Source organism: Nocardioides pelophilus, from assembly GCF_014180685.1.
Lineage (GTDB): Bacteria > Actinomycetota > Actinomycetes > Propionibacteriales > Nocardioidaceae > Nocardioides > Nocardioides pelophilus.
On the sequence record NZ_JACEHF010000042.1, the window covers coordinates 1 to 25,427 of the forward strand.

At 71.0% G+C, this 25,427-nt stretch carries 20 protein-coding genes; 5 read left to right on the forward strand and 15 right to left on the reverse strand.

All coding sequences use genetic code 11. The features are described 5' to 3' along the window. Positions 1 to 113: 113 nt before the first annotated feature. From H0488_RS09695 to H0488_RS09725, 7 genes are all read right to left on the reverse strand, one after another. Positions 114 to 1,403 carry a sugar ABC transporter permease gene (locus H0488_RS09695; RefSeq protein ID WP_183099074.1) on the reverse strand — a complete coding sequence of 430 codons (1,290 nt, stop codon included), beginning with the start codon at positions 1,401 to 1,403 and terminating at the stop codon, positions 114 to 116. A gap of 13 nt (positions 1,404 to 1,416) precedes the next feature. Beyond that, the gene (locus H0488_RS09700; protein WP_183099075.1) at positions 1,417 to 2,226 is read right to left on the reverse strand and encodes an ATP-binding cassette domain-containing protein; all 810 of its coding nucleotides are present in this window, start codon (positions 2,224 to 2,226) and stop codon (positions 1,417 to 1,419) included. A gap of 109 nt (positions 2,227 to 2,335) precedes the next feature. Then, positions 2,336 to 3,436 carry a sugar ABC transporter substrate-binding protein gene (locus H0488_RS09705; RefSeq protein WP_220794396.1) on the reverse strand — a complete coding sequence of 367 codons (1,101 nt, stop codon included), beginning with the start codon at positions 3,434 to 3,436 and terminating at the stop codon, positions 2,336 to 2,338. A 214-nt stretch (positions 3,437 to 3,650) separates the two neighbouring features. Next, positions 3,651 to 6,251: a bifunctional FO biosynthesis protein CofGH gene (locus tag H0488_RS09710; RefSeq protein WP_183099076.1), complete on the reverse strand. Its 2,601-nt coding sequence runs from the start codon at positions 6,249 to 6,251 to the stop codon at positions 3,651 to 3,653. A 73-nt stretch (positions 6,252 to 6,324) separates the two neighbouring features. Beyond that, on the reverse strand, positions 6,325 to 8,463 hold the full coding sequence (locus tag H0488_RS09715; RefSeq protein WP_183099077.1) for an MMPL family transporter: 2,139 nt from the start codon (positions 8,461 to 8,463) through the stop codon (positions 6,325 to 6,327). Between the two features lie 170 nt (positions 8,464 to 8,633). Beyond that, a complete protein-coding gene (locus H0488_RS09720; protein WP_183099078.1) occupies positions 8,634 to 10,778 on the reverse strand; it encodes an MMPL family transporter in 2,145 nt (714 codons plus the stop codon). A gap of 161 nt (positions 10,779 to 10,939) precedes the next feature. Beyond that, the gene (locus H0488_RS09725) at positions 10,940 to 11,983 is read right to left on the reverse strand and encodes an LLM class F420-dependent oxidoreductase (protein WP_183099079.1); all 1,044 of its coding nucleotides are present in this window, start codon (positions 11,981 to 11,983) and stop codon (positions 10,940 to 10,942) included. Between the two features lie 92 nt (positions 11,984 to 12,075). Between H0488_RS09725 and npdG the strand changes: the two genes are divergently transcribed. Continuing rightward, on the forward strand, positions 12,076 to 12,774 hold the full coding sequence (npdG, locus tag H0488_RS09730; protein WP_183099080.1) for an NADPH-dependent F420 reductase: 699 nt from the start codon (positions 12,076 to 12,078) through the stop codon (positions 12,772 to 12,774). 217 nt (positions 12,775 to 12,991) lie between these two features. Here the strand turns inward: npdG and H0488_RS09735 are convergent, their stop codons facing one another. From H0488_RS09735 to H0488_RS09760, 6 genes are read right to left on the reverse strand one after another with little or no spacing between them, the layout of a single operon-like run. Continuing rightward, a complete protein-coding gene (locus tag H0488_RS09735; RefSeq protein WP_183099081.1) occupies positions 12,992 to 14,089 on the reverse strand; it encodes a hypothetical protein in 1,098 nt (365 codons plus the stop codon). Then, positions 14,082 to 14,639, reverse strand: coding sequence for a SigE family RNA polymerase sigma factor (locus H0488_RS09740; RefSeq protein ID WP_183099082.1), 558 nt, complete (start codon positions 14,637 to 14,639; stop codon positions 14,082 to 14,084). Before H0488_RS09740 ends, H0488_RS09735 begins: the two co-directional genes overlap by 8 nt. Before the next feature lie 48 nt (positions 14,640 to 14,687). After that, a complete protein-coding gene (locus H0488_RS09745; RefSeq protein WP_183099083.1) occupies positions 14,688 to 15,620 on the reverse strand; it encodes a hypothetical protein in 933 nt (310 codons plus the stop codon). Positions 15,621 to 15,624: 4 nt separating this feature from the next. Next, positions 15,625 to 16,158 carry a YbaK/EbsC family protein gene (locus H0488_RS09750; RefSeq protein WP_446685608.1) on the reverse strand — a complete coding sequence of 178 codons (534 nt, stop codon included), beginning with the start codon at positions 16,156 to 16,158 and terminating at the stop codon, positions 15,625 to 15,627. Beyond that, the gene (locus tag H0488_RS09755; RefSeq protein WP_183099085.1) at positions 16,158 to 16,421 is read right to left on the reverse strand and encodes a hypothetical protein; all 264 of its coding nucleotides are present in this window, start codon (positions 16,419 to 16,421) and stop codon (positions 16,158 to 16,160) included. The genes H0488_RS09750 and H0488_RS09755 overlap by 1 nt, the downstream gene beginning before the upstream one ends. Next, entirely contained in the window at positions 16,418 to 17,647 is a 1,230-nt protein-coding gene (locus H0488_RS09760) for a PspC domain-containing protein (protein WP_183099086.1), read from the reverse strand. Before H0488_RS09760 ends, H0488_RS09755 begins: the two co-directional genes overlap by 4 nt. Before the next feature lie 144 nt (positions 17,648 to 17,791). Here H0488_RS09760 and H0488_RS09765 point away from each other — a divergent pair, with 144 nt between their 5' ends. The 3 genes from H0488_RS09765 to H0488_RS09775 are packed head-to-tail and all read left to right on the forward strand — an operon-like array spanning position 17,792 to position 20,148. Continuing rightward, complete coding sequence (locus tag H0488_RS09765) at positions 17,792 to 19,078, forward strand: ATP-binding protein (protein WP_183099087.1); 1,287 nt, start codon at positions 17,792 to 17,794, stop codon at positions 19,076 to 19,078. Between the two features lie 4 nt (positions 19,079 to 19,082). Further along, positions 19,083 to 19,739 (forward strand): LuxR C-terminal-related transcriptional regulator, encoded by a 657-nt coding sequence (locus tag H0488_RS09770; protein ID WP_183099088.1) that lies wholly within the window; start codon positions 19,083 to 19,085, stop codon positions 19,737 to 19,739. Positions 19,740 to 19,791: 52 nt separating this feature from the next. Next, a complete protein-coding gene (locus tag H0488_RS09775; RefSeq protein ID WP_183099089.1) occupies positions 19,792 to 20,148 on the forward strand; it encodes a hypothetical protein in 357 nt (118 codons plus the stop codon). A 262-nt stretch (positions 20,149 to 20,410) separates the two neighbouring features. Here H0488_RS09775 and H0488_RS09780 read toward each other — a convergent pair whose 3' ends face one another. Next, positions 20,411 to 21,478, reverse strand: a complete 1,068-nt coding sequence (locus H0488_RS09780; protein ID WP_183099090.1) for a type IV toxin-antitoxin system AbiEi family antitoxin domain-containing protein — start codon at positions 21,476 to 21,478, stop codon at positions 20,411 to 20,413. Between the two features lie 389 nt (positions 21,479 to 21,867). Between H0488_RS09780 and pcrA the strand changes: the two genes are divergently transcribed. Continuing rightward, on the forward strand, positions 21,868 to 24,372 hold the full coding sequence (gene pcrA / locus H0488_RS09785) for a DNA helicase PcrA (protein ID WP_183099091.1): 2,505 nt from the start codon (positions 21,868 to 21,870) through the stop codon (positions 24,370 to 24,372). Positions 24,373 to 24,476: 104 nt separating this feature from the next. On the opposite strand, the gene H0488_RS09790 is transcribed toward pcrA, so the two are convergent. Next, on the reverse strand, positions 24,477 to 25,427 hold a 951-nt coding region (locus H0488_RS09790), incomplete at its 5' end, for a M23 family metallopeptidase (protein WP_183099092.1).

The following is a 25,427-nucleotide window of genomic DNA, read 5'->3' on the forward strand; positions in this document are numbered from 1 at the left end:
CGGCGCGCGAGACCTCTCCGGAGTCATGGACGTGGCGCAGCAGCGTCCCGAGATTGTGACGGCGGACGGCTTCCTGGTTGGTCCCCGTCCCCGTCCGCGGCGCGCTGGCCACGCTAGACCCCGGCGGCCGATCGACGACGGCGAGACACCGCGTCGACGCTCGCGGCGAGGAGCAGCACACCGCCGGTGACGATGAAGTTGATGTAGCTCGCCTGGCCGAGCAGGCCGAGGCCGTTGGGGATGGTGGCGATCACCAGCCCGCCGATCACGGCGTCGATGGCGCGGCCGCGACCGCCGAACAGGCTGGTGCCGCCGATGACGGCCGCGCCCACGGCGTAGAGCAGCTCGTTGCCGCCACCGGAGCCCGGCGACACCTTGCCCGTGTACGAGGCGGCGAGGATGCCTGAGATGGCAGCCATGCCGGAGCAGATCATGAAGGCCGAGATCTTGATCCGCCGGACGTTGATGCCGGCCCGACGCGCCGCCTCCGCGTTGCCGCCGACGGCGTAGAGGTGTCGGCCGAACCGGGTGCGGGTGAGGACGAACGTCCAGAACAGCAGCAAGGCGATGACCACCGGGGCCACCCACGGGATGCCGCTGATGTTGAAGATCAGCGGGTTGGGCGCGCGGTTGGCGCTCAGCAGCGCCGTGAGCCCCAGGACGACCACGCCGAGGATCACGATCTGCACCACGACCAGGGCGAGCGGGCGGTGGGTCAGACCCTTGCTCGACCGCGAGCGGTAGCGCCAGAGGGAGAGCGCTGCGAACCCGAGCACGATCGCGCCCGCTGCGATCCACCCGGCGGTCACCGGGACGTTCTTGATCGACAGTCCCCGCAGGACCTCGTCGTTCCACCGGAGCGACCCTCCCGCGCCGATCAGCTTGAGCGGCACGGCCTGGAGGGCGAGGAAGAACGCGAGGGTGACGACGAACGAGGGGATTCCGAGCAAGGCGACCAGGGCGCCGATGGTGAGCCCGATCACCGCCCCGGCGGCAAGGCCCGCGAGCGCTGCCGCCCACCACACCCAGCCGTGGTCGATCATCAGCAGCGCGACGATCGTCGCCGAGGCGCCGCCCGCGACGCCGGCGGAGAGGTCGATCTCGCCCAACAGCAGGACGAAGACCAGGCCCATGGCCAGCACGCAGATGGAGCCGGCCTGCACGACCAGGTTGGCCATGTTGTACGTCGTGAGGAACCGGTCGTGCAGAGACGAGAACACGATGAACAGCACGATCAGGCCGAGGATCGCCGGCAGCGAGCCCATGTCGCCGCCCTTGAGGCGGCCGAGGTAGTCCCGGGCCTCGTCCTTCAGGAGCTCGAGCTGGCCGGGGCGACGGGTGGCGCCGGTCTCGGCGCTCTCCTCCGCGGTGGGCTTCGTGTCGTGGTCGGGCTTGACGCTCATGATCGTCCGCCTCTCAGATCGTGGCCGACGCGACGTCGCGGATGCCGAGATCGCCGGACCGGCCGGCGGTGATCAGCTCCACGATCTGGCTGTGGCTCAGGGACTCGGCAGCGACGTCGGCCGCGACCCGGCCCAGGTAGAGCGCGGTGACCCGGTCGGCGACCTCGAGGACGTCGTTCATGTTGTGGGAGATCAGCACCACGCCGAGGCCTCGGTCCGCCAGCCGCCGCACCAGGTCGAGGACCTGCCGGGTCTGGGCGACGCCCAGCGCGGCGGTCGGCTCGTCGAGGAGCACGATCTTGGAGTTCCAGAGGACCGCCTTCGCGATCGCGACCGTCTGGCGCTGCCCGCCGGAGAGGCTGGCGACGCTCTGCCGCACCGACTTCACGGTGCGCACGGACAGGGAGGCGAGCGTCTCGCGCGCCTTCTCCTCCATGGTGAGGTCGTCGAGGGTGATCCCGTTGCGCAGCTCGCGCCCGAGGAACATGTTGTCGACGATGTCGAGGTTGTCGCACAACGCGAGGTCCTGGTAGACGACCTCGATGCCGAGTGCGGCGACGTCGCGGGGACCGTGGACGTGGACCGGCTGCCCGTCGAACAGGTAGTCGCCGCTGTCGCGGCCGTAGATCCCGGCGATCACCTTCACCAGGGTCGACTTGCCGGCCCCGTTGTCCCCGACGAGCGCGGTGACCTGCCCCGGGTAGACGGCGAAGTCGACGTCGTGCAGGACGTGGACCACGCCGAAGCTCTTGTTGACGCCGCGCAGCTCGAGCAGCGGGGCCGGGTCGGGCTCGGAGCCCGGGTAGGCCGGGATCTCGGACATCGTGCGCTCCCTTGGGATGGCGGTAGAGCCGGTAGGGCCGGCCGGGGATTGTTGTGGCGAACAACGATCGGGGGCACCCGCGCTCGTCCGGCGCGGGTGCCCCACGTCGTCAGGGAGTGATGCCTGCATCCTCGCAGAGCTGCACGAAGTCGCCGGTGCAGACGTCGTCGTACGTCATGCTGCCGTCGGCGAAGACACCCTGGATCTCCTCGGCGATGTTGTCCTTGTTGATCGCCACCGGGTCGAGGATGACAGCGGGAACGTCCCGGCCGCCCTCGGTGTCCTCGACCGTGCCGGTGGTCTCCGGCTCCTCGCCGTTGGCGAGGGCGATCGCAGCGTCGGCGAGGGCCTGGGCCTCAGCGACGGACGACTTGAAGACCGTCATGCACTGCGTGCCGGCGAGGATGTTCTGGAGACCCTCGACGGTCGCGTCCTGGCCGGTCACCGGGACCTTGCCAGCCTGGCCGTTGCCCTCGAGGATGCTGATCGCAGCGCCGCCGAGACCGTCGTTCGCGGCCAGCACGCCGTCGACGTCGCCGCCGGCGTCGGTGTACATCTGCTGGAAGATGACCGCGGCCTCTTCGTTGTCCCACTCGGGCACGGCCTGCTCACCGACGGGTGTGTAGCTGCTGATGCCGTCCAGCACGTTGTGCGCGCCCTCCGCGAACAGCGTCGCGTTGTTGTCGGTAGGCGAGCCGTTCAGGTAGACGATGTTCGCCGCCTTGTCGCCGAGGCAGTCCGCCAGGCCCTGGCCCTGCAGCTCGCCGACCTTGACGTTGTCGTAGGAGATGTAGACCTCGGCAGAGCCGCCCAGCGTCAGCCGGTCGTAGTCGATCGTGAGGACACCGGCCTCCTTGGCCTTCTCCTCGATGGCCGCTCCCGACGCGGAGTCGAGGTTGACGATCGCGAGCACGGTCGCGCCGTCGCCGATCATGCTGTCCGCGAGCGCCGTCATCTTCTCCGCGTCACCCTCGGTGTTCTGGATGTCGTAGTCGATGCCGGCCTCGTCGAACGCCGCCTCCATCGCAGGACGGTCAGCGGCCTCCCACCGGACCGAGGACTCGGTGTCGGGCAGGATGACGCCGATCTTCGCGTTGTCGGCTCCTCCTCCGCCGTTCCCGTTGCCGTCGTCGCCGTCGTCGCCGCATGCCGAGAGTGAGAGCGCGAGCACCACACCCATCGCCGCCAGCGCACCGTACTTGCGCTTCACAAAAACCGCCTCCTCGCGATTCCGCTCCCCGGTGCTGTCCGACTCTCGGAGTCCGTGGTGCGGGCATATGTTGTCCGGGACAACATATGTAGTGACGGGGGTCACGTAAAGAGGGTTGCCGAAAACTTTTCCTTCGGGGTGCCCGACGGGGCGCAAGCACGACCCGGCGCCGGGCGTGCGCACTCGCTGCTCGGCGACCGCGAGCAGGGTCGGACTACGAGCGGGTCCGCGCCGGCGGCACGCCGTAGGTCGTCGTGCGCTCGCGGACCGGGCGATCGATGCCCGCGCCGATCTCGATGAGCTCCTCGACCGTCTTCGCGGAGCCGTGCTCGGAGCCGGCCATCCGGGAGATCGTCTCCTCCATCAGGGTGCCGCCGAGGTCGTTGGCGCCTGCCTGGAGCATGGCGCGGGTGCCGTCGACGCCGAGCTTGACCCAACTGGTCTGGATGTTGGCGATCCGGCCGTGCAGCAGGATCCGGGCCATCGCGTGCACGGCCAGGTTGTCGCGCAGCGTGGGGCCGGGGCGGGCGACGCCGGCCAGGTAGATCGGCGAGGAGGTGTGGACGAACGGCAGCGGCACGAACTCGGTGAACCCGGTGCGCCCGGCTTCGAGCGACTGGTCCTGAACTCGGGAGAGGACCCGCAGGTGCGCCACCCAGTGCCGCGGGTTGTCGACGTGGCCGTACATCATCGTCGAGGTGGTCGGGATGCCGAGCCGGTGGGCGGTGCTGACGATCTCGATCCAGGTGCGCGCCGGGAGCTTGCCCTTGGTCAGCACCCAGCGGACCTCGTCGTCGAGGATCTCGGCCGCGGTGCCGGGCAGCGAGCCGAGGCCGGACTCGCGGGCCTTGATCAGGAAGTCCTCGATCGACAGCCCGGTGCGGGCGGTGCCGTTGACGACCTCCATCGGGCTGAACGCGTGGACGTGCATCTCGGGGACCCGCTGCTTCACGGCCTGCACCAGGTCGAAGTACGCCGTCGCGGGGAGCTCGGGATCGATGCCGCCCTGCATGCACACCTCGGTGGCGCCGAGCTCCCACGCCTCCTGCGCCCGGTCGGCCACCTCGGTGTAGCTCAGGGAGTAGGCGTCCGCGTCGGTCTTGCGCTGGGCGAACGCGCAGAACCGGCAGCCGACGTAACAGACGTTGGTGAAGTTGATGTTGCGGTTGACCACGTAGGTGGCGTCGTCACCGACGGTCTCGCGACGCAGGTCGTCGGCCAGCCGCACCACCTCGCGCAGCAGGTCGCCCTCCGCGGTCATCAGCGTCAGCGCGTGCTCGTCGGACAGGTTGCCGGGGTCCTTCTCGGCGGCCCTGAGCGCCCGCGCGCCGGTGGTTTCGAGGCTCGGCGCCGGGGCGCCTCGCACCTCAACCAGCGGCGCGGAGGTGCTTCCAGCAGCCTCTCGGACGGCATCCCAGTCGCCGTAGACGCTGGCGAAGTCGCCGCGGCGGTCGTCGGTGCGGCCGTCGGTGTCGATGGAGGCATGGAGGTCGGTGCGGCCGTGGCCCGAGGTCTCGCCGAACCCGCCGTCGGGCTCCTGCCAGGGCAGGCCGGTGGGTTTCACTCCGGGTATGGCGAGACCGTCCGGTCCGGCGAGCGCGGCGACGTGGCCGGCGACCCGGGGGTCGAGCCAGGGCTCGCCCCGCTCGAGGGCGCCGACGACGTACTCCGGGTGGACGGTGAGCCGCGCCTTGAGCTCGAACCCGCACGCGGCGGTCAGGGCGCGCAACCGGTCGAGGGACGGCCAGGGACGCTCGGGGTTGACGTGGTCGGGGGTGAGCGGTGAGACGCCGCCCCAGTCGTCGATGCCGGCCGCGATCAGGAGGCGGCACTCCTCCGAGCCCTCGGAGCTGTCGACCAGGTTGGGCGGGGCCTGCACCCGGGCCTTGGGGCCGAGGACCAGCCGGGTGACGGCGATCGCGGCGCGGTAGTCGTCGAGCCCGAGGTCGTCGACGTGGCGCATCGCGGTGTCCGGCTTGGCGCGGAAGTTCTGGACGATGACCTCCTGCACGGCGCCGTAGGCGCGAGAGGTACGACGCAGCGCGAAGATCGTCTCCGCCCGTTCGGCCAGTGTCTCGCCGATGCCGACCAGCAGGCCCGTGGTGAACGGCACCGACAGCCGGCCGGCGTCCTCCAGCACCCGGAGTCGAAGGTCGGGGTCCTTGTCGGGGGAGCCGTAGTGGGCCTCGCCCTTGGTCTCGAAGAGCCGCCGGGACGTGGTCTCGAGCATCATCCCCATCGACGGGGAGACCGGCTTGAGCCGGTTGATCTCCTCCCACGACATGACGCCGGGGTTGAGGTGCGGCAGTAGCCCGGTCTCCTCGAGCACCCGGACCGCCATCGCCCGCACGTAGGCGAGGGTGGAGTCGTAGCCCTGCTCGTCGAGCCAGGCGCGCGCCTCGGGCCAGCGGTCCTCGGGTCGGTCACCGAGCGTGAACAGCGCCTCGAGGCAGCCCAGCGCTGCGCCCTCGCGGGCGATGTCGAGGATCTCGTCGGGGGACAGGTAGAGCCCGCCGGCGCCGCCCTTGCGGCGCGCGGCCTGCTTCGGCGTCTCCACGAAGGTGCAGTAGTGGCACTTGTCGCGGCACAGCCGGGTGACGGGGATGAAGACCTTGGGGGAGTAGGTGAGCACGCCGGCTCGCCCGGCCGCGACCAGGCCCGCGTCGCGCACCTTGGCGGCAGCCGCGGTGAGCCGGTCCAGCTCCGCACCGGTCGCCGCGAGGAGCGCGGTCGCCTCGTCGAGATCGAGAGCGGCGCCGCGCTCGGCGCGCGCGAGAGCGCGGCGGATCTGCTGGGGGGTGGGGTGCGGGGCCATCGTCGCCAAGCGTAACGGACCACCGCCGGAACTAGAACACGTTCTAGCCGAGCGGTGGTCCGTCGCGCCGTCGTCAGTCGAGCGCTGCCACCTTCTCCCGCTCGGGCTCCGATCCCGGCTCGGGAAGTGAGCGGTCGACGCTGTCGATCTTGCTCGGCCACCAGATCTTGCCGCCGAGGTCCAGGTTGAGCGCCGTCACCAGGACCGACCGGACGATCATCGTGTCGAGGAGCACCCCCAGTGCGATCGTCGTGCCGATCTGCAGGGCGAACGTCATCGGCATGGTGGCGAGCATCGCGAACGTCGCCGCCAGCACGAACCCGGCCGACGTGATCACGCCACCGGTGGACGAGAGCGCGATCAGCGACCCCCGACGGGTGCCGTGCTGCGCGGTTTCCTCGCGGACCCGGGTCATCAGGAAGATGTTGTAGTCGATGCCCAGCGCCACGAGGAACACGAACGCGAACAGCGGGAACCCGGGATCGACGTGGTCGAGTCCGTAGATGAGGTCGAACACCAGCCCGGAGATGCCGAGCGCGGCGCCGAAGGACAGGATCACCGTGCCGATCAGCAGCACCGGCGCCAGCAGGGCACGCAGCAGGGCGACCAGGATCAGCAGGACGGCGATGAGGACGATCGGGATGATCACCTTGTTGTCACGTTCGGACGCCGTCTCGATGTCCATCGTCAGTGCGGTCCACCCGGTCACCTGTGCCTCGTCGGAGACAGCGTGCACGCGCTCGCGCACCTCGATCACGGCGTCCTTGGACTCCTCGGCGATCGAGTCCGCCTGGAGAGACGCCTGGATCAGCGCCGTGTCGCCCTCGACCAGCGGCGGCATCGGGTCGTCGAGGCCCTCGATGCCGGTCATCGCCTCCGCGACCGCTTCGGCGTCCGCGGCCGGGGCCACGACCTGCACGGGTGTGCTCGCGTCGACCAGGTCGTGATCGTTGAGGAGCTCCTGGCCGATGACCGAGTCGACCTCGTCGCCGGCGTAGATCTCGTCGGACGGGACGCCCGACGTGTCGAGCCGGAAGAACCCGAGGCAGAGGGCGCCGAGCACCAGGGCGGTGCCGACCCACACGACGCGCGGCCGCTTGTCGATGGAGCTGCCGATCCGCGCCCAGAAGCCCGACGCCGTGGGCTCATCGGTGCCGAAGTGCGGCACGAAGGGCCAGAAGACCCAGCGGCCGCAGATGACCAGCAGCGCGGGCAGCAGCGTCACCATCACGACGAACGTCACGGCGATCGCGACGGCGTTGGCGGGTCCGAGGCCGGCGGTGGAGTTCAGCTCGGCGAACATCAGGCACAGGAGGCCGACCACGACGGTGGCTGCGCTGGCGAGGATGGCGGGTGCCGCGCGGTGCAGCGCGAAGGCCATCGCCTCGTGCCGATCCTCGTGACGGCGCAGCTCTTCTCGATAGCGGGCCACGAGCAGGAGCGCATAGTCGGTGCCCGCCCCGATCACCAGGACCATCATGATGAACTGCGTCTGGCCGTTGATCGTGAGGCCGGCGTGCTTCGCCAGGAAGTACAGGAGCCCCATCGACATGCCGAGCCCCACGACGGCGGTGAAGATCGGCAGGATCCACAGGACCGGGCTGCGGTAGCTGACGAGCAGGATGAGGATTACCGCGAGCAGCGTGATCAGGAGCAGACGCCCTTCGAAGCCCTCGAACGCCGCCGCCTGGTCGGCCGTCTGGCCGCCGGCGCCCGCGACGTAGACCTCGACCCCGTCGGTCCGGGTCAGGTCGCGGATGTCCTCCGCGACGTCGGGCATGTCGTACCAGACCTCGTCGCCGCGGTTGATGGTGAAGTCGAGCTTGGCGACCTGACCGTCCTCGGAGACGTAGGGGATGGGGATGCCGGCCGCCTGGGCGCGGGCCGGGGTCACCACCTCCGTGACGCCCTCGATCTCCTCGATCTCAGCGGCGTGCTCCTCGATGGCGGCCAGCTGTGCGTCGGTCAGGCCGTCCTCGTTGTAGTAGACGACGGTCGTGCCCATGTCGTTGGGGTCCTGGAACGCGTCGAGCCTCTCGATGGCCTGGGTCGACTCGGCGCTCTCGGGCAGCCAGGAGGAGATCTCGTTGTCCTGGACGTCGAGCAGCTTGCCGGCGAACGAGCCGAGCCCGACAGCTGCGATGAGGACGACGACGAGGACGATCCATTTCGTGAAGGGGCCGGTGAGCTTGCCGGCGATCTGACGGTGCATGGAGAACAGCCTTTCAGGGACCACGGACATCGGCATCAGGGTTTCGCCGGATCCGACCCCGAGAAGCCCGGGGATTCATCGGGATACGACGAAGCGGCCCGGCGAGGTGCCATGGAGACACCCCGCCGGGCCGCTGTGTGACAGCCGTCAGCGCGAGAAGCAACTGCCGGTCAGAGCGCGGGCACCTTCTCCCGCTCGGGCTCCGCTCCCGGGTCGGGCAGCGGGTGGTCGTCGCTGTCGAGCTTGCTCGGCCACCAGATCTTGGCGCCGAGGTCGAGGTTGAGCGCCGTGACCAGCACCGAGCGGACGACCATCGTGTCGAGCAGCACCCCGAGGGCGACCGCCACGCCGAGCTCCGCGAGGAACACCAGCGGCAGCGACCCGAGGACGAGGAAGGTCGCGGCGAGCACCAGGCCCGCCGAGGTGATCACACCACCGGTCGAGGAGAGCGCGATGAGCGAACCCTGACGGGTGCCCTTGTCTGCGGTCTCCTCGCGGACCCGGGTCATCAGGAAGATGTTGTAGTCGATGCCCAGCGCCACGAGGAAGACGAAGGCGAACAACGGGAACCCGGGATCCGCGCCGGCGAAGCCGAAGACGTACTCGAACAGCAGTGCCGAGATGCCCATCGCGGCGCCGAACGACAGCACCACGGTGGCGATGAGCAGCAGCGGTGCGACCACCGCCCTCAGCAGCGCCAGCAGGATCAAGAACACCACCAGCAGCACGAGCGGGATGATCACGACGTTGTCCCGGTCGGCCGCGATCTTGGTGTCGAGGTAGAACGCGGACCCGCCGCCGACGAGTGCATCGGCACCGTCGACGTCGCCGACCGCGTCGCGGGTGTCCTCGACGATGTCGAACGCCTCCGTCGAGGAGATGTCCTCCGTGATCGTGGCCTCGAAGTAGGCCCGGCCACCGCCCAGCGGCGTCACGGGGCCCGGCTGCTCGAGCCCGTCGACCTCGCTGACGGCCGCGACCACGTCGTCCTCCGCCTGCTCGTCGAACACCACCTGGGCGGTGTTGGAGGTGTCGGAGAGGCCGTGCTCGATCAGCACCTTCTGGCCCTTGATCGAGTCGAACTCCTTCGTGTAGGTGTCCTCGGTCGAGAGGCCGGCGGTGTCGAGCCGGAACAGGCCCAGGCAGGCCACCAGCAGCAGTCCGGTCGTGACCACCCACACCGCGCGCGGACGCGGGGTGATCGCCTTGCCGACCCTCGCCCAGAGGCCGCCGGTCGTGGGCTCGTAGGAGCCGAACGTCGGGCGCTTGGGCCAGAAGACCCACCGGCCGCAGATGACGAGCAGGGACGGCAGCAGGGTGACCATCACGAAGAAGGTGACGGCGATGCCGACGGCGAGCACCGGCCCGAGGCCGGCCGTCGAGTTGAGGTCGGCGACGACGAGGCAGAGCATGCCGACGCAGACGGTCGCCGCGCTGGCCAGGATCGCGGGAGCCGCCCGGTGGAGGGCGAAGGCCATCGCCTCGTGCCGGTCCTCGTGGCGCCGCAGCTCTTCGCGGTAGCGCGCCACGAGCAGGAGCGCGTAGTCGGTGCCGGCGCCGATCACCAGGATGCTGAGGATCGCCTGGCTCTGACCGTTGACCGTGAGGTCGGCGTACTTCGCGAGGAGGTAGACGATGCCGGTCGCGATGAAGTTGGCGAAGGCAGCGCACAGCACGGGCAGGATCCACAGGATCGGGCTGCGGTAGGTGAACAGCAAGATGATGATGACGACACCGAGGGTGGCGAAGATCAGGTTGGTGTCGATGCCCTCGAACGACTCGGCCGCATCGGACGCCTGACCACCGAACCCGGCGAGGTAGACGGTCACGCCGTCGATCTGGCCGATGTCGCGGACCTCGTCGGCCGCGTCGGGAACGGCGTTCCAGCCTTCGTCGCCGAAGTTCCAGATGTAGTAGAGGTAGGCGGCTTCCCGGTCGTCGGAGATGAGCTTCTGGGGCAGCCCCTGCGCGACCGCGGCGTTGGGGGACAGCACCCCCGCGTCGGTCACGCCCTCGGTCTCGGCGATCTCGGCGGCGTGCTCGTCCATCGCCGCGAGGTCGTCGTCGGTCAGACCCCCCTCGCGGGTGTAGACCAGGAGGGCGGGGATGTCGTTGGGGTCGACGGTCTCGGAGAGCTCGTCGAGGACCTTGGTCGACTCGGCGTCGCCGGGCAGCCAGGAGGATGCCTCGTTGTTCTGGACGTCGACCAGCTTGGCGTTGAGGGGCATCATCGCGCCGGCCAGCACGATCACGGCGACGGCGACGAGCCACTTGGTGACGGGGCCGGTGAGCTTTCCGGCTATCTGACGGTGCATGGGGAACAGCCTTTCAGGGACCACGGACATCGGCATCAGGGTTTCTCCGGGTCCGACCCCGGATTGGTCAGGGATTCATCGGGGGTACGACGAGACCGGCCCGGCCGCGTGCCATGAAGACACGCGGCCGGGCCGGTTCGTGACACGCCGTGACGAGCTGGTCAGGCGTTGACGAGCTCCTTCACCTTGCGCACCAGGCCGGGAGCGTCGTCGCTGGCCGGGGTGATCTGGAGGTTCGTGACGCCCGACTCCTTGTAGGCGGCGATCCGCTCCTTGACGTAGGACTCCGGGCCGACCAGGTTCATCGCCTCGAGGAACTCCATCGGGACCAGCGCCTCGGCCTCACGCTTCTTGCCGTCGAGGTAGAGGTCCTGGATCTCCTTCGCCTCCTTCTCGAACCCGTAGTCGCAGAAGAGGTCGTTGTAGAAGTTCTTGCCGCGCGCGCCCATGCCGCCGACGTACAGGGCGATCAGCGGGCGGGCGAAGTCGAGCAGCGCCTTGGTCTCGGGGCCCTCGCCGATCGCGACCATGCCGCCCGCGACGACCTCGAGCGGCGCCAGGCTGTCGGGGCGCTTGGCGGTGCCGTTGGCCACGGCCTCGCCCCAGACGTCCTTGGCCTTCTCGGGGTAGTAGAGGAACGGCAGCCAGCCGTCGGCGTACTCCGCCGTGCCCTGGACGGACTTCTGGCCGAGCGCGGCGATGTAGATCGGGACGCTGTCGCGCTCCGGGTGGGTGAGCAGCTTGAGCGGCTTGCCGAGGCCGGTGACCGCGCCGTTCTCCTTGGTCAGGGGGAGCTTGAAGATGCCGTCACTGGTGAGCTTCTCGCGACGCATGCCGCGGCGGATCAGGTCGACGATCTCGCGGGTACGGCCGAGCTGGCTGGCGTAGGGGACGCCGTGGAAGCCCTCGATCACCTGGGGTCCGGAGGCGCCGAGGCCGAGGATCGCGCGACCGCCGCTGACGTTGTCGAGGCCGGCAGCCGTCTGGAGCAGGGCGCCGGGGGTGCGCGAGTAGATGTTCAGGATCGCGGAGCCGATCTCGATGGTCTCGGTCTTCGCGGCGAGGTAGCCCATCAGCGTGGGGGAGTCGAAGCCGTAGGCTTCAGCGACCCAGATGGTGTCGAGACCGGCCTGCTCGAGAGCAGTCACCTGGTCGGCGGCCTCACGCGGATTGCCGGCGTACATCAAACCGGTGGAGAGCTTCATTGCGTCCCTTTCGAGGGGCTGGTGGATAGGGCCAACTGTGACAGTATTACTGTCACGGTGTCGAGAGTGTGTGACCTGGTCGAGGAGCTGAGATGTCAGAAGTGAAGTACCGCGTGGCCGTGATCGGTGGCACCGGACCGCAGGGCAAGGGCCTGGGCTACCGGTTCGCCAAGGGCGGCCACACGGTCGTGCTCGGGTCGCGGGCTGCGGAGAAGGCCGAGGGCATCGCGGCCGAGGTCCGCGAGAAGCTCGCCGGCGCGGCAGGCGCGGGCGAGGTCACCGGCGCGAGCAACGCCGACGCCGTCGCGCAGTGCGACGTCGTACTCCTGGCGGTGCCGTACGACGGCCACGACGAGCTGGTCGCCTCCCTGGCATCGGGTGGGGCGCTAGCCGGGAAGACCGTGATCTCCTGCGTGAACCCGCTGGCCTTCGACAAGCGCGGCGCCCACGGGCAGGTCATCAACGGCGGCCTGGGCTCGGCCGCCGAGTCGGCCCAGGAGCTCGCCCCTGACGCGACCGTCGTCGGCGCCTTCCACAACGTCTCGGCCGTCGGCCTCTGGGACGACGTCGACTTCCTCGACGAGGACGTGATCGTCGTCGGCGACGTGGTCGAGGCCAAGGAGGTCGCGATGGCGCTCGCCGCCTCCGTCACCGGCCGGGTCGGCATCGACGGCGGCAAGCTGCGGCTCGCGCGGCAGCTCGAGCCGTTCACCGCCGTGCTGATCTCGATCAACCGGAAGTACAAGGCCCACTCCGGCCTGCGGATCACCGGGCTCGGCGAACCTCACTGACCAGCCGGTCGACGAGGTCGGGCAGCGATCGTCATCGTGCCGGGCGCCGCTCCCGGCGTGCTGTGACCGCTGTAACTCGGTGTTCGTGACGCTTGCCGGGTGTTCGACGCGCTTGCGCGGTGTTGGGACCAGTCACGACACCGAGGGAGCGCTCCGACCGCTGAGGGAGTACGCCGGAAGCCGCCGACGGCATCGTCGCCGCGGGCAGCGGACACGGTCAGTCGGCCTCACTGACGAGCCGGTCGAGGATCGCGACGGCGTCCTTGCCGGGCATCCAGGCCATGCCGTTCGGGAGACGCCAGAAGCCGGTGCCGCACTCGGAGAACAGGACGACCCGGGTCCCGACGGAGTCCTCGGCGACGATCGTCGGGTACGGCGGGGGCAGCGCGCACCGCAGGACGGAGTTGCTCTGGTGGGTCGCCATGTCCTCGACGAGGAGCGCGAGGTCGGCGGGCTCGATGGCCGCGGAGACCTGGGCGCCCGTGCCGTCGGGGACACAAAGGATCGCCGTCTCCAGATCGCCGAGGACCTCGTCCAGCGAGGGACCTCCGGCTGGTTCGCTGTAGCTGTAGGAGCCGTCGTCGGGACACGCGAGACCTTCCGCGTCGGTCGTGGTCTCGGTCGACTCCTGCCCCGGCTGCTGGCCCTCGAGCGCGGTGAGGAACGCGGCCTGCGCGGCCTCGGGGTCCGAGCGGTAGCCGCTGCCGACCACCAGCGTGTGGCAGCCGTAGAGCTGGCCGCTCACGACGAAGGCCGAGCCGTCGTCGTAGCCGAAGGCGATCCGGAAGCCCGGCCCGAGGTCCATCGTGCACACCTCGGGCTCACCCGTCGGCTCGAGTGCGTTGATCGCGGCGACCAGGTCGTCGACACCCGTGGTCAGCGCGTCGTCGGGAGCCCGGAACGTGGTGCCCGGTCCCTGGCAGAGTCGGGCCGACGTCGCGCCCTCGGGCACTGAGTCCGGCGCGTCCGGGTCGGGCTGGTCGATCTCGGAGCCCTGGACCACGCCGTCCTTCGCCTCCGCCGGGGGGCATGCGACCGGTGGCGCGGGATCGGCGACGAGCTGGTCGTCCGGAGCCCGGCCGTCGCCGCCGTCGCCGGTCAGCGTCGTGGCGAGCACGGCGCCCGCCACCACGGCAGCGGCGGTGCCGGCGACAGCCAGCATCGTCGTACGGCGCCGCCGGCGGGCCAGGCGCTCGGCGGACCGGGCTCGGTCGGGGTTGGTGGGCGGCTCGGGGACGGCGGACGCCAGTCCCTCGCGCAGCCACCGCTCGTCAGGCTCGTCAGTCTGGTCAGTCTGGTCAGTCTGGTCAGTCATTGTCGTTGTCCTCTCGTCGCAGGTGGGGAGAGGAACGCAGCGCCGTGAGCCCCCGTGAGCACTGGCTCTTGACGGTGCCGAGGCTGATGCCGAGCACGTCCGCCGTCTGCTGCTCGGTGAGGTCCTCGAAGTAGCGCAGCACCACGACCGCCTTCTGCCCGCGCGGCAGGGTGGCGAGCGCGGCGACCAGGTCGTTGCGGGCGTCGGTGTCGACGGCCGTCGTCGCCTTCTCCGGCAGGACCTCGGTCGGGCGCTCCCCGCGCCACTTGCGCCGCCACCACGAGATGTAGGTCGTGAACAGCACCCGGCGCACGTAGGCCTCGAAGCCGTCGACGCCCACCCGGTCCCAGGCCCGCCAGCTCTTGGCCAGCGCGGTCTGCACCAGGTCCTCGGCGAGCTGGTGGTCGCCGGTCAGCAACCAGGCCGACCGCCACAGTGCGTCGCCGCGGGCAGCGACGAACGCGTCGAAGCCGTCGGCGCCGTCGGCGCCGTCGGCACCGACTTGCTCCGCGCCCCGCTCGTCGGCCACGCCCACCACCGTTCGCTCCATCGGCTCTCCTCTCACCCTGTCAAAGCGGTGAGGGACACCGGAAGGTTGTCAGCTCGCTCGCGCGACGAGGTCCTTCAGGACTTCTCGCGCCTCCCCGCGGGGTGTCCAGTCCAGCTCTCCCGAGAGGGTGAGCCCGACGCAGCCGTAGTCCATCGTGACCGGGTCACCCCACGCGTTCGCGCCCACGATCCAGTAGCGGAGCCGGGATATCTCGCAGAACAGGCCGGCGGTCTCGACCGTGTCCGCGCGCATGCTGGCGGTCAGCGTCTCCAGGTCGTCGGGCGGGATCGGCACCAGGCGGGCGCGGCCCGGTTGCTGGGGGTCGCCGACGCAGAGCGCCGCGACCGTCAGCCCGGTCGGGTCGGCGAGCGGCCACGTCCGCAGCTCGCGCGGCTGCGCGCAGTCGAGATCAGCCGGGTCGGGGGCGAGGTCAGGCGGCGTCGCGGTGGCGCGCTGGTCGAGCAGGAGCTGGACGAACGTCCGGAGCGCCGGCCCGGCCTTGGCCCTGCGGGCGCTGCCGACGAGAAGCTCACCGCACGCGGTGAACCGTCCGGCGACGACGAACCGGGAGCCGTCGGGATACCCGAAGGCCAGCTGGTACTCCGGGATCCGCCGGTCGACGCAGTTGCGCGTCACCAGCGGCTGGTCGTTGACCGCCGTCACGACCGCCCCCGCCTCGGTCGTCAACGCGTCCACCGGCGGCGTCACCTTGTCGTCGCCGCCGTCGCAGAGCCGGACCGACGTGGCGCCCTCCGGCACCTCGTCCGGCAGGGCGGGGTCGGGGTCCAGCAAGGTGGCGTCGGGACACTTCACGACCGGGCCCGGATCCCCTGTCGGCGATGTGTCCGTGGTCCCGCTCGCGGACTCGCTGGTGTCGCTGCTGGTCCCGGCGCTGGGCTCCGGGTCGGGATCGCCGCCCGAGCCGGAGCACCCGGCGAGCAGCAGCAGGGCACATGCCACGGTCAGCCCGCTGCGGATCATCGCCTCAGCCTGCCAGTCCGTCGATCACTTCGGCACCCGGCAGCTCGGCGAGGAGTGAGCCGGGCAGCAGCAGCTTGGAGCGGCGTACGCCGGAGCCGATCACCGCCACCTCCACGTCGAGCACCCTCGTGTCGAGCAGCAGCCGCCACGAGCCGGGGAGCCCGACGGGCGTGATGCCGCCGTACTCCATCTCGGACTCGGCCACCGCCCGCTCCATCGGCATGAACGACGGCTTGCGCACGTCGAGCAGCCGTTTGACCGTGTGGTTCACGTCGGCACGGGTGTCCGCCCGCACCAGGCAGGCGGCGATCCGCTCGTCACCCTCGCGCTTGCCGGCGACCAGCACGCAGTTGACGCCCGCGCTCAGCGGGAGGTCGTACGCCGCGCTCATGGCTGCGGTGTCGGCGAGGTCCGGATCGATCTCGACCACGGCCACGCCGGCGGGCGCCGGCCAGGCAGCGAGGGCGGCGGCCACCCGCGGCGCCACCAGCCCGGGGTGTTCGAGGGCCGGGAGAGAGGCGAGCCCGGGTAGCGAGATCAGGTCCACCCGGACATCTTGCCGGGTCGCCGGCCGGCGTTGCGGAGCACCGTCACGACGAGTCCCACCAGTCCGGCGACCAGCCACGGGAACGGCAGCAGCCAGTGGGCGTCCTCGAGATCGACGGCGTCGGAGGTGATCAGCGCCCAGATGGTCACCAGACCGACGAAGGCCGTGCCCATCACCAGGTGGCCGATGTTGACCGGGTGCCAGCCGCTGGGGGCGGTGGTGCTCTCCTCGAGCGGGGTCTCCTGCTCGGTCATGATGCAACCTCCACGGTCTTGACTTCGATCTGGCCGAACAGCACCTCGAGGTCGAGGGTCAGGTCGGGGGCGCCCGGTCCACCGTCGAAGGACCGATCGTCCGACCCGTCCTGGCGGTGGTCGAAGAGGACGCTCTCCCCACCGCCGGTGACGTCACTGTTGACCCGCAGGTCCAGGCCGTCCTCCGGGACCTCGATCAGGATGTGCCCGAACCGGGCCTCGGCGTGGATGGTGCGGCCGTCGAGCTCGTCGAGCTCGTCCTGGTCGAGGTCGGTGAGGTCGATGATGATCTCGCCGGCACCGACGCTGTAGTCGTCCTCGAGCGAGCTCGCGGTGGCGGGCCGGGCCACGATCTGGCCCGCTGAGAAGTCCGGGGTGAGCGACGTGACCAGCGTGGCCAGCGCGGCGACGAGACCGACGAAGACCAGTCCGCCGGGCCGCCCGTAGAACGCGCCGACGAGGAGCATCACGCCGCACGCGGCGAGCACCGCGGCCGGGTAGGCGGACGCCGGGGCGTCCCAGCCGGCCAGGTCGATCGTGGCCACCAGGCCGATGCCGACCGCGGCCAGGGCCATCGTGAACCAGAAGAGGATCGGGCCGCGTCGGCGGGGATCGGCGGGCCGCGGCGGGGCCGGCGGCCGGTAGCCGGTGTACGCCGGTCCGTAGCCGACCTGAGCTCCCGGCACGGAGCCCGGCGTCCCCGGCGGGATCCACCCGCTGCTGGGCAGCGGGCCCGGGTGGGGCTTCGGCCGGCTCGCCGCCGCGAAGGCAGCGATGACGAGCCCGATGATCGCCAGCGGCCATGGGAAGCTCCAGCCGCCGAACGTGTCGCCGAGCAGCGAGAGCGCGGCGATGCCACCGGCCACGGCGAGCAGCACGGTGCGGGTGCGGTGGTCGGTCCGGATCACGCCCTCGTCGCTGCCCTCTTCGGGGATGAGCAGCCAGCCCGCGACGTACGCGAGGATCCCGCCGCCGCCGAAGATCGCGAGCAGCACGAACGCGATGCGCACCAGCAGCGGGTCGATGTCGAAGTGCCGGGCGACGCCGCCGGCGACCCCGGCGATCTTGCGGTCGGTGAGGCTGCGGCGGATCCGGCCGAGGTCCTTGGCCTCCTCGCGGGTCACGCGGGGGCCGGAGTGCTCAGGTGTGCCGGGAGGGCTGGGCGGGCCCGGGGTGGCCGTGGGCTCGGTCGAGCCGTCCGGTGCCTCGGGAGGGGTGGTCGTCATGTGATCCAGACTGTGCCTTCGCGCGGTCGCGCACCATCGGGGAGTGCCCTGATCTTGCCCCATCGCGGGGTCGTGCTTCTCGGGGTCCGGTCAGGGTTGTTCCCGCTGCTGCGGACGTCCGCGCTGTGTGACGATGGATGCATCATGACGACGACCACGGGCACTGCCGGCGCGCAGGGGGGACAGGCTCCCCTCGACGTACGCCGCGCCTATCGCGACCTGCGCGAGCCCGTGCTCGGCGGCGTCGCCGCGGGGCTCGCCGAGCACCTCGGCCTGACCGTGCTGATGGTGCGGGCCGGGTTCGTCGTCGCCGCCGTGCTCGGCGGCGTCGGGATCGCGGCGTACGCCGTGCTGTGGGCGATGCTCCCCGTCGGACCGCCGAGTGCGGCGCTGGCGCCCGGTCTCCAGAGCGCCACACGTGGCGGACGTCGCCCCGGCCCGGTGCGCCGGCTCTCGGACGTCGGCCCGGTCATCGTGCTCGGTGCGCTCGGGATCGGCGCGGTCTTCGTGCTCCAGGGCGTGCTCGGTGCGGGTGGCTGGGTCTGGCCGCTCGGCATCGCGATCGTCGGCGTCGGTCTGCTGTGGCGGCAGGCGGACGAGGCCCAGCGCGAGCGGTGGGTCGACGCGACCGGTCGGATCGACCCGGTCCGGATCGTGCTCGGCGACGGCAGCTGGGCGTCGTACGCGCGGCTCGCCGCCGGCGTCGGCCTGATCGTGGTCGCCCTGGTGCTGTTCTCGATCCGGGGCGGTTCGTTCTCGCTCGCCCGCGACGTGACGCTCGCGGTGCTGCTCGGGCTCGGTGGGCTCGCGATCGTCGTCGGTCCGTGGATCTATCGGCTCGCGGCCGAGCTCAGCGACGAGCGCGAGGAACGGGTGCGCACCCAGGAGCGTGCCGACGTGGCGGCCCACCTGCACGACTCCGTCCTCCAGACGCTGGCGCTGATCCAGAAGAACCCGGCCGACGCCGCGCGGCTCGCCCGCGCGCAGGAGCGCGACCTGCGGTCCTGGCTGTTCTCGACGGAGTCCATCCACGGCAGCACCGTGGCGAGCGCGCTGCGCGCGATGGCCGGCGAGATCGAGGACGCCTACGGGCTCACGGTCGACGTGGTCGCCGTCGGCGACTGCGACCTCGACGAGGCCATGCGGCCGGTCGTCTCGGCAGCGCGCGAGGCGACCACCAACGCGGCCAAGCACGCGGGCGTGCCGCGGATCGACGTCTATGCCGAGATCACGCCGGCTGCGGTCGACGTGTTCGTGCGCGACCGCGGCGCGGGCTTCGACCCGGAGGCCACCCCCGAGGACCGGCTCGGAGTCAGGCGCAGCATCATCGACCGGATGCAGCGCCACGGCGGCACCGCCGAGGTGCGGTCGTCGCCGGGTGGCGGCACCGAGGTGCGGCTGCACCTCGGACGTGAACGCGAGGGGGAGTGACGAGATGAGCGTCAGAGTGGTGGTCGTCGACGACCATGCCATGTTCCGACGGGGCGTGACCGCCGAGCTCGCCGCGAGCGGGGCCGACGTCGTGGAGGTCGTCGGTGAGGCCGAAGACGTCGACACCGCGGTCGCCGCGATCGCCTCGGCCGGCCCCGACGTGGTGCTGCTCGACGTCCACCTGCCCGGTGGCGGCGGCGTCGAGGTGATGCGCAAGCTGGCGACGATGGCGCTCGGCGACCAGCCGCGCTTCCTCGCGTTGTCGGTGAGCGATGCCGCCGAGGACGTGATCGGCACCATCCGCGGCGGTGCCCGCGGCTACGTCACCAAGACCATCACCGGCCCCGAGCTGGTCGACGCCATCCAGCGGGTCGCCGACGGCGACGCGGTGTTCTCGCCGCGGCTGGCGGGCTTCGTGCTCGACGCGTTCGCCGGCTCGATCGACATCGCCGACATCGACGAGGACCTCGACCGGCTCACCGACCGGGAGCGGGAGGTGATGCGGCTGATCGCCCGCGGCTACTCCTACAAGGAGGTCGCCAAGGAGCTCTTCATCTCGATCAAGACCGTCGAGACCCACATGTCGGCCGTGCTTCGCAAGCTCCAGCTCTCCTCGCGCCACGAGCTGACCAAGTGGGCCAACGACCGGCGGCTGCTCTGACCCACCGGGCCGCTGACCCGGGCGCTCGGGCAGAACACCTAGGCTGCTCGCCATGGACACGCTGCGCCTGATCCTGCTGATCCTCCACATCCTCGGCTTCGCCGCCCTGATCGGGGGCCTGCTGGCCCAGGCGGGTGAGTCGGAGAAGAAGATCAACTCCGCGATGCGCGACGGCGTCGGCACGGCGTTCCTCGCCGGCCTCGCCCTCGTCGGGGTGCTGGAGGCCGATGACGCCGACGTCAACCAGGCCAAGGTCGGCGTGAAGTTCGGCATCGGGCTGGTGCTGCTCGTCCTGGTGATGGCCAACACCCGCAAGGCCTCGATCCCCAAGGGTCTCTGGGCCGGTCTGCTGCTGCTCGCGATCGTCGAGGTCTGCATCGCCGTGCTCTGGTCGCCGGTCCACAGCTGACCGGTGGCGACCGGCCGAGGAGCTGGCCGGCGCTCGCCTTGCGTCGCGGGGCCACCGCGGCTGTAACACGCTGTTCGCGGATCTGGCGGGGCCACCGCGGCTGTAACACGCTGTTCGAGGATCTGGGAGACCGTTGACGTCGGTGGGAGACCGTTGCATCGGGGCCGAAGGGACGTCGACGTCCTGCAAGTTCGGCGGACAGCGTGTTACATCACGCGCGCCGTACTGCGGCGAACGCGCTCCGAGTCCGCGCCCGACGTACTCAGGCTGCGTAGCGCGGGAGCGATCGGGGGCGGGGCCGGGGGCGCGGCCGCTCGCCGCGAGGGAGGTACGCCGCGAGGTCGCTGATGTCGGTCCCGAACCGCTGACAGGTGTCCAGGTACTCGCGGGTCAGCCTGGCCTGGACGCGCTCGAGCGCGGGACCGCCGGTGACGATGGTGAACGCCTCGTCCCAGTCCAGGCGCGACATGCCGGTCTTGAAGCCGCAGATCCAGTCCTGGCGCCGCTTCTCGAACCAGACGACCTCGTCCGGAGACGTCGACGCGAAGCCGCCCTCGTCGACCCGCTGGTACTTCACCCTCCCGTCGAACTCGAAGAGGTGCCGCCCCAGGCGCAGGTCGCACCACGCGGTCCTGCCGTCAGCCGTCAGCCCGAACTGGAGCGACGGGACGCCGAACCCGAGACTGATGACGAGCTCCGCCGACAGCGTCTCGCCGACGCTGTCGGTCTTCGACGATGCCGACGCGTTGACGTCCCTCACCACCGTCGCATGAGGCCAGCCCTTCATTCCCGCAGCGATGCTGTCGAGCTCGGCCTTGCTCGTGCCTGAGCGCATCGCGGACTCCGCGGCTACCCTGCCGGCCAGGTAGCCCTGGTCCCTGCTGATGTCGCACGCCGTCCGAGCCGGCCCGAAGACCCGCAGGCCGTCGCGCTCGGCGACCTGCTCGGCGTCGTACGGCGCCCGATGGTGGACGACCCCGTGCCGCTGGTGAGAGCCGACGATGCCCGGGCGCGTCACGTGAGTGCGCGCGTCCGGTCGCTCGTGCAGCACGTCGAGGTCGAGCGGATAGGCGCTGGAGTGGTGGCTGAGGATGTGAGGGGAAGCGATGCGCATGCTCGCCGCGCGGTCGCGCAGCAGTCGCTGGTCGCGAACCGAGCCGAGGCTCTCGACGTACGCCGTCTCGGCGTACACGCCCTTCCGCACGACGGTCCACTTCCCACGTCGTACCAGCCGGTCGATCTGGTCGGGTGACATGCCGGCCTCGACCGCCTGGCGGCGCGTGATCAAGCCGTGGTGTGCGCTCATCTGCGCGATCGCTCGTGTGTTCATCCCGCCAGGATGGTCGCGTGCCCGCCCCTGCGGCCTTCTGGCGCCGCCCCCTGTGGAGGACGCGTGCCGGCCGCGGGCCTGTGTGCGATTCGTGGGCCACCCCCGCCGGCTCGGTGGCGTGGTGATGTAACACGCCGTCCGCCGAACTTGCAGGACGCCGACGTCCCTTCGGCCCCGACGCAACGGTCTCCCACGGACGTGAACGGTCTCCCAGATCCGTGAACAGCGTGTTACAGCCGCGGTGGCCCCGCCAGATCCGCGAACAGCGTGTTGCAGCCGCGGTGGCCCCGCCAGATCCGCGAACAGCGTGTTACAGCCCGCGCGCCGTTCGCGGGACGGGCCGTCCCCCGCCCGGCGTCGTCGGCCGGGCGCCGTAGGCTGGCACCAGCATGAGCTCACCAGAACCGCTGCCCGGCCTCGAGGGCATGACCCCCGCCGCAGAGGCGCGTACGACGCGGCGCGGGCCGACCGCCGACGAGCTGTTGGAGGGCCTCAACCCGCCGCAGCGGGAGGCTGTCAAGCACGCCGGTCCGCCGCTGCTCGTGGTGGCGGGAGCGGGTTCGGGCAAGACCCGGGTGCTGACCCGGCGGATCGCGTGGCTGATCTCCGAGCGCAAGGCCCATCCGGGCTCGATCCTGGCGATCACGTTCACCAACAAGGCCGCCGCGGAGATGAAGGAGCGGGTGGCCGACCTGGTCGGCAACCGCGCCAAGATCATGTGGGTCAGCACCTTCCACTCCGCCTGCGTCCGGATCCTCCGCAAGGAGGCCGAGCACCTCGGCTACGAGCGGCTGAAGTCGAACTTCTCGATCTACGACGCCCAGGACCAGAAGCGGCTGATCACCCTGGTCTGCAACGACCTCGACCTCGACCCCCGGCGCTACCAGCCCGGACCGGTGCTGCACTGGATCAGCAACCACAAGAACGAGCTGCGCGAGCCCGACGAGGTCAAGGCCGACGCCCGCAACAGCATCGACGAGACCTACGCGGCGGCGTACGCCCTCTACCAGCGGCGGCTGCGCGAGGCCAACGCCCTCGACTTCGACGACCTGATCATGGAGACGGTCCGGCTCTTCCAGGCCCACCCCGAGATCCGCGAGACCTACCGCCGCCGGTTCCGGCACGTCCTCGTCGACGAGTACCAGGACACCAACCACGCGCAGTACGCCCTCATCCACCAGCTCTGCGGCCAGAGCCTCGAGGACCCGGTCGAGGCGTACGACGCCGGCGCCGAGGACCGGGTGCCGCCCGCCGAGCTGATGGTGGTCGGTGACGCCGACCAGTCGATCTACGCGTTCCGCGGGGCCAACATCCGCAACATCCTCGACTTCGAGGAGGACTTCCCCGACGCGCGGACGATCCTGCTGGAGCAGAACTACCGCTCCACCCAGACCATCCTCACCGCGGCCAACGCGGTCATCGGCCACAACCAGGGCCGCAAGGAGAAGCGGCTGTGGTCCGACGCGGGTGACGGCGAGCGGATCGTCGGCTACGTCGCCGACGACCAGCACGACGAGGCGCGGTTCGTCTCCGACGAGATCGACAAGCTGACCGACGCCGGCCCGGGGACCATCCGGGCGGGCGACGTGGCGGTGTTCTACCGCACCAACGCGCAGTCGCGCGTGTTCGAGGAGATCTTCATCCGCACCGGCCTGCCCTACAAGGTGGTCGGCGGGGTCCGGTTCTACGAGCGGCGCGAGGTGCGCGACGCGCTCGCCTACCTGCGGATGCTGGTCAACCCCGACGACCAGGTCTCCCTGCGCCGGATCCTCAACACCCCCAAGCGCGGCATCGGCGACCGTGCCGTCGAGTGCGTCAACGAGCTCGCCAACCGGGAGCAGATCACCTTCTGGGAGGCCCTCCAGCGCGCCGACGAGGCGCCGGGGCTGGCCACCCGCAGCCAGGCCAACATCGAGGGCTTCGTCGCGCTGGTGACCGAGCTGCAGTCGATGGTCGAGGGCGGCGAGCGGCCCGACGTGATCCTCGAGTCCGTGCTCGACCGCTCCGGCTACCTCGCCTCGCTCGAGGCCTCCGACGACCCGCAGGACGAGACCCGGGTCGAGAACCTGGGCGAGCTCGTCGCCGTCGCCCGCGAGTTCGCCGAGGACCCGGTCGCTGCGCCGAGCGCCGACCCCGCCGACGTCGACGCCGGGCTGGTCGAGCCAGGGCTGTCCGACTTCCTCGAGCGGGTCGCGCTGGTCGCCGACACCGACCAGATCCCCGATGCGCCCGAGGGTGACGCCGCCGATCCCGATGCGCCGCCGGACCAGGGTGTGGTGACCCTGATGACCCTCCACACCGCCAAGGGACTGGAGTTCCCGGTCGTCTTCCTCACCGGGCTCGAGGACGGCGTCTTCCCCCACTCGCGCTCGCTCGGCGACCGGCCGGAGCTGGAGGAGGAGCGGCGGCTGGCCTACGTCGGCATCACCCGCGCCCGCCAGCGGCTCTACGTCACCCGGGCCACGGTCCGGTCCGCCTGGGGGGCGCCGGCGCACAACCCGCCCTCCCGCTTCCTCGGCGAGCTGCCGGTCGACCTGGTCGACTGGCGCCGCACCGAGGCCGACCAGACCCGGTGGGCGCGCCCGACCTTCGCCTCGCCCCAGGGGTACGACGCCGCGGCGTACTCCCCGGGCAGCAGGCTCGGCGCCCCCACCGCCGCCGGCCGCCGCAACTTCACCTCCGCCGCCGCCCGTGCCGACGCCGCCGCGAAGGCGAAGCCCGCCCGGGCGATCCCGGTGCTCGACCCGGGCGACCGGGTCACCCACGACAGCTTCGGCCTCGGCACGGTCGTGTCGGTCGAGGGTCAGGGCGAGAAGTCGGTCGCCTCGATCGACTTCGGCTCCGACGGCGTCAAGCGGCTGCTGCTCCGCTACGCGCCGGTCGAGAAGCTGTGACTGGGTTGGTGCGCAACCCGTGACGGGCACCGCCGACGACGCCCGCGGCTCCGCTCACTTCGTTCGCTACGCTCCGCCGCGGGCGCCGTCGCCGGCACCGCCCGTCACGGGTTCACTCCGTTGACGACCAATGCTGCGAAGGGATCGACCGCGTCGCCGCCGCCGGGGTGGACCTCGAGGTGGAGGTGGGGGCCGGTCGAGTTGCCCGTCGAGCCGACGTAGCCGATGACCTCGCCGGCGACCACGTTGTCGCCCTCGGACACGGCGTACGACGTCTGGTGGTTGTACCAGATCTCGGTGCCGTCCTCGAGCGTGACGATGGTCTGGTTGCCGTAGGCGCCCTCGTAGCCGACCGACGTGACGACGCCGTTGGCGACGGACATGATCGGGGTCCCGCTGGGCGCGGCGAAGTCGAGGCCGGTGTGGTAGCCGCTGGACCAGTAGGAGCCCGCCTGGCCGAACTCGGCGGACAGCCGGTAGGCGCCGGCCGCGATCGGCAGCGACCAGCGGTTGGCGTTGATGTTCTGGGCTTCCTTCTCGGCCTGCTCAGCCATCTCGCCGAGCGCCTCGTTGCGCTGCTCGGCCTGGAGCTCGACCTCCTGCACGAGGGTGGCCTCGCTGGCGTCGTCGAGCGCGTCGCGGTCGGAGTCGCGGCTCAGGACGGGGGAGCGGCCGAGGACGTCGTAGACGCCGGCGCCGGTGACACCGGTCGCCGCGTTGGGCGCCGACATCCGCGGCGACAGGTCGCTGCCGACCAGCTGGGTGCCGCCGGTGGTGAGCGCGCCGCCGGCGGACACGGCCAGCGCCGCGACGCCGACCAGGACCGGGAGCGACGGGAGGCCGCGCAGCATCGGCTTGCGCGCTGCCTTGGCGGCGCGACGCTTGCCGGGGACCGCGGGCCGGAGCGAGCCGGTGGTGGTGTCGGTGAACGTCAGGGCCGGGAGCTCGACGGTGATCGGCGGCAGGTCGGGGAGGGACGCGCGGCGCTCGACGTACGCCGGCTCCGTCTGCGGCTCCGGCGAGGACGACTCGCGCGCCGCGACCCGGCGGCCGGC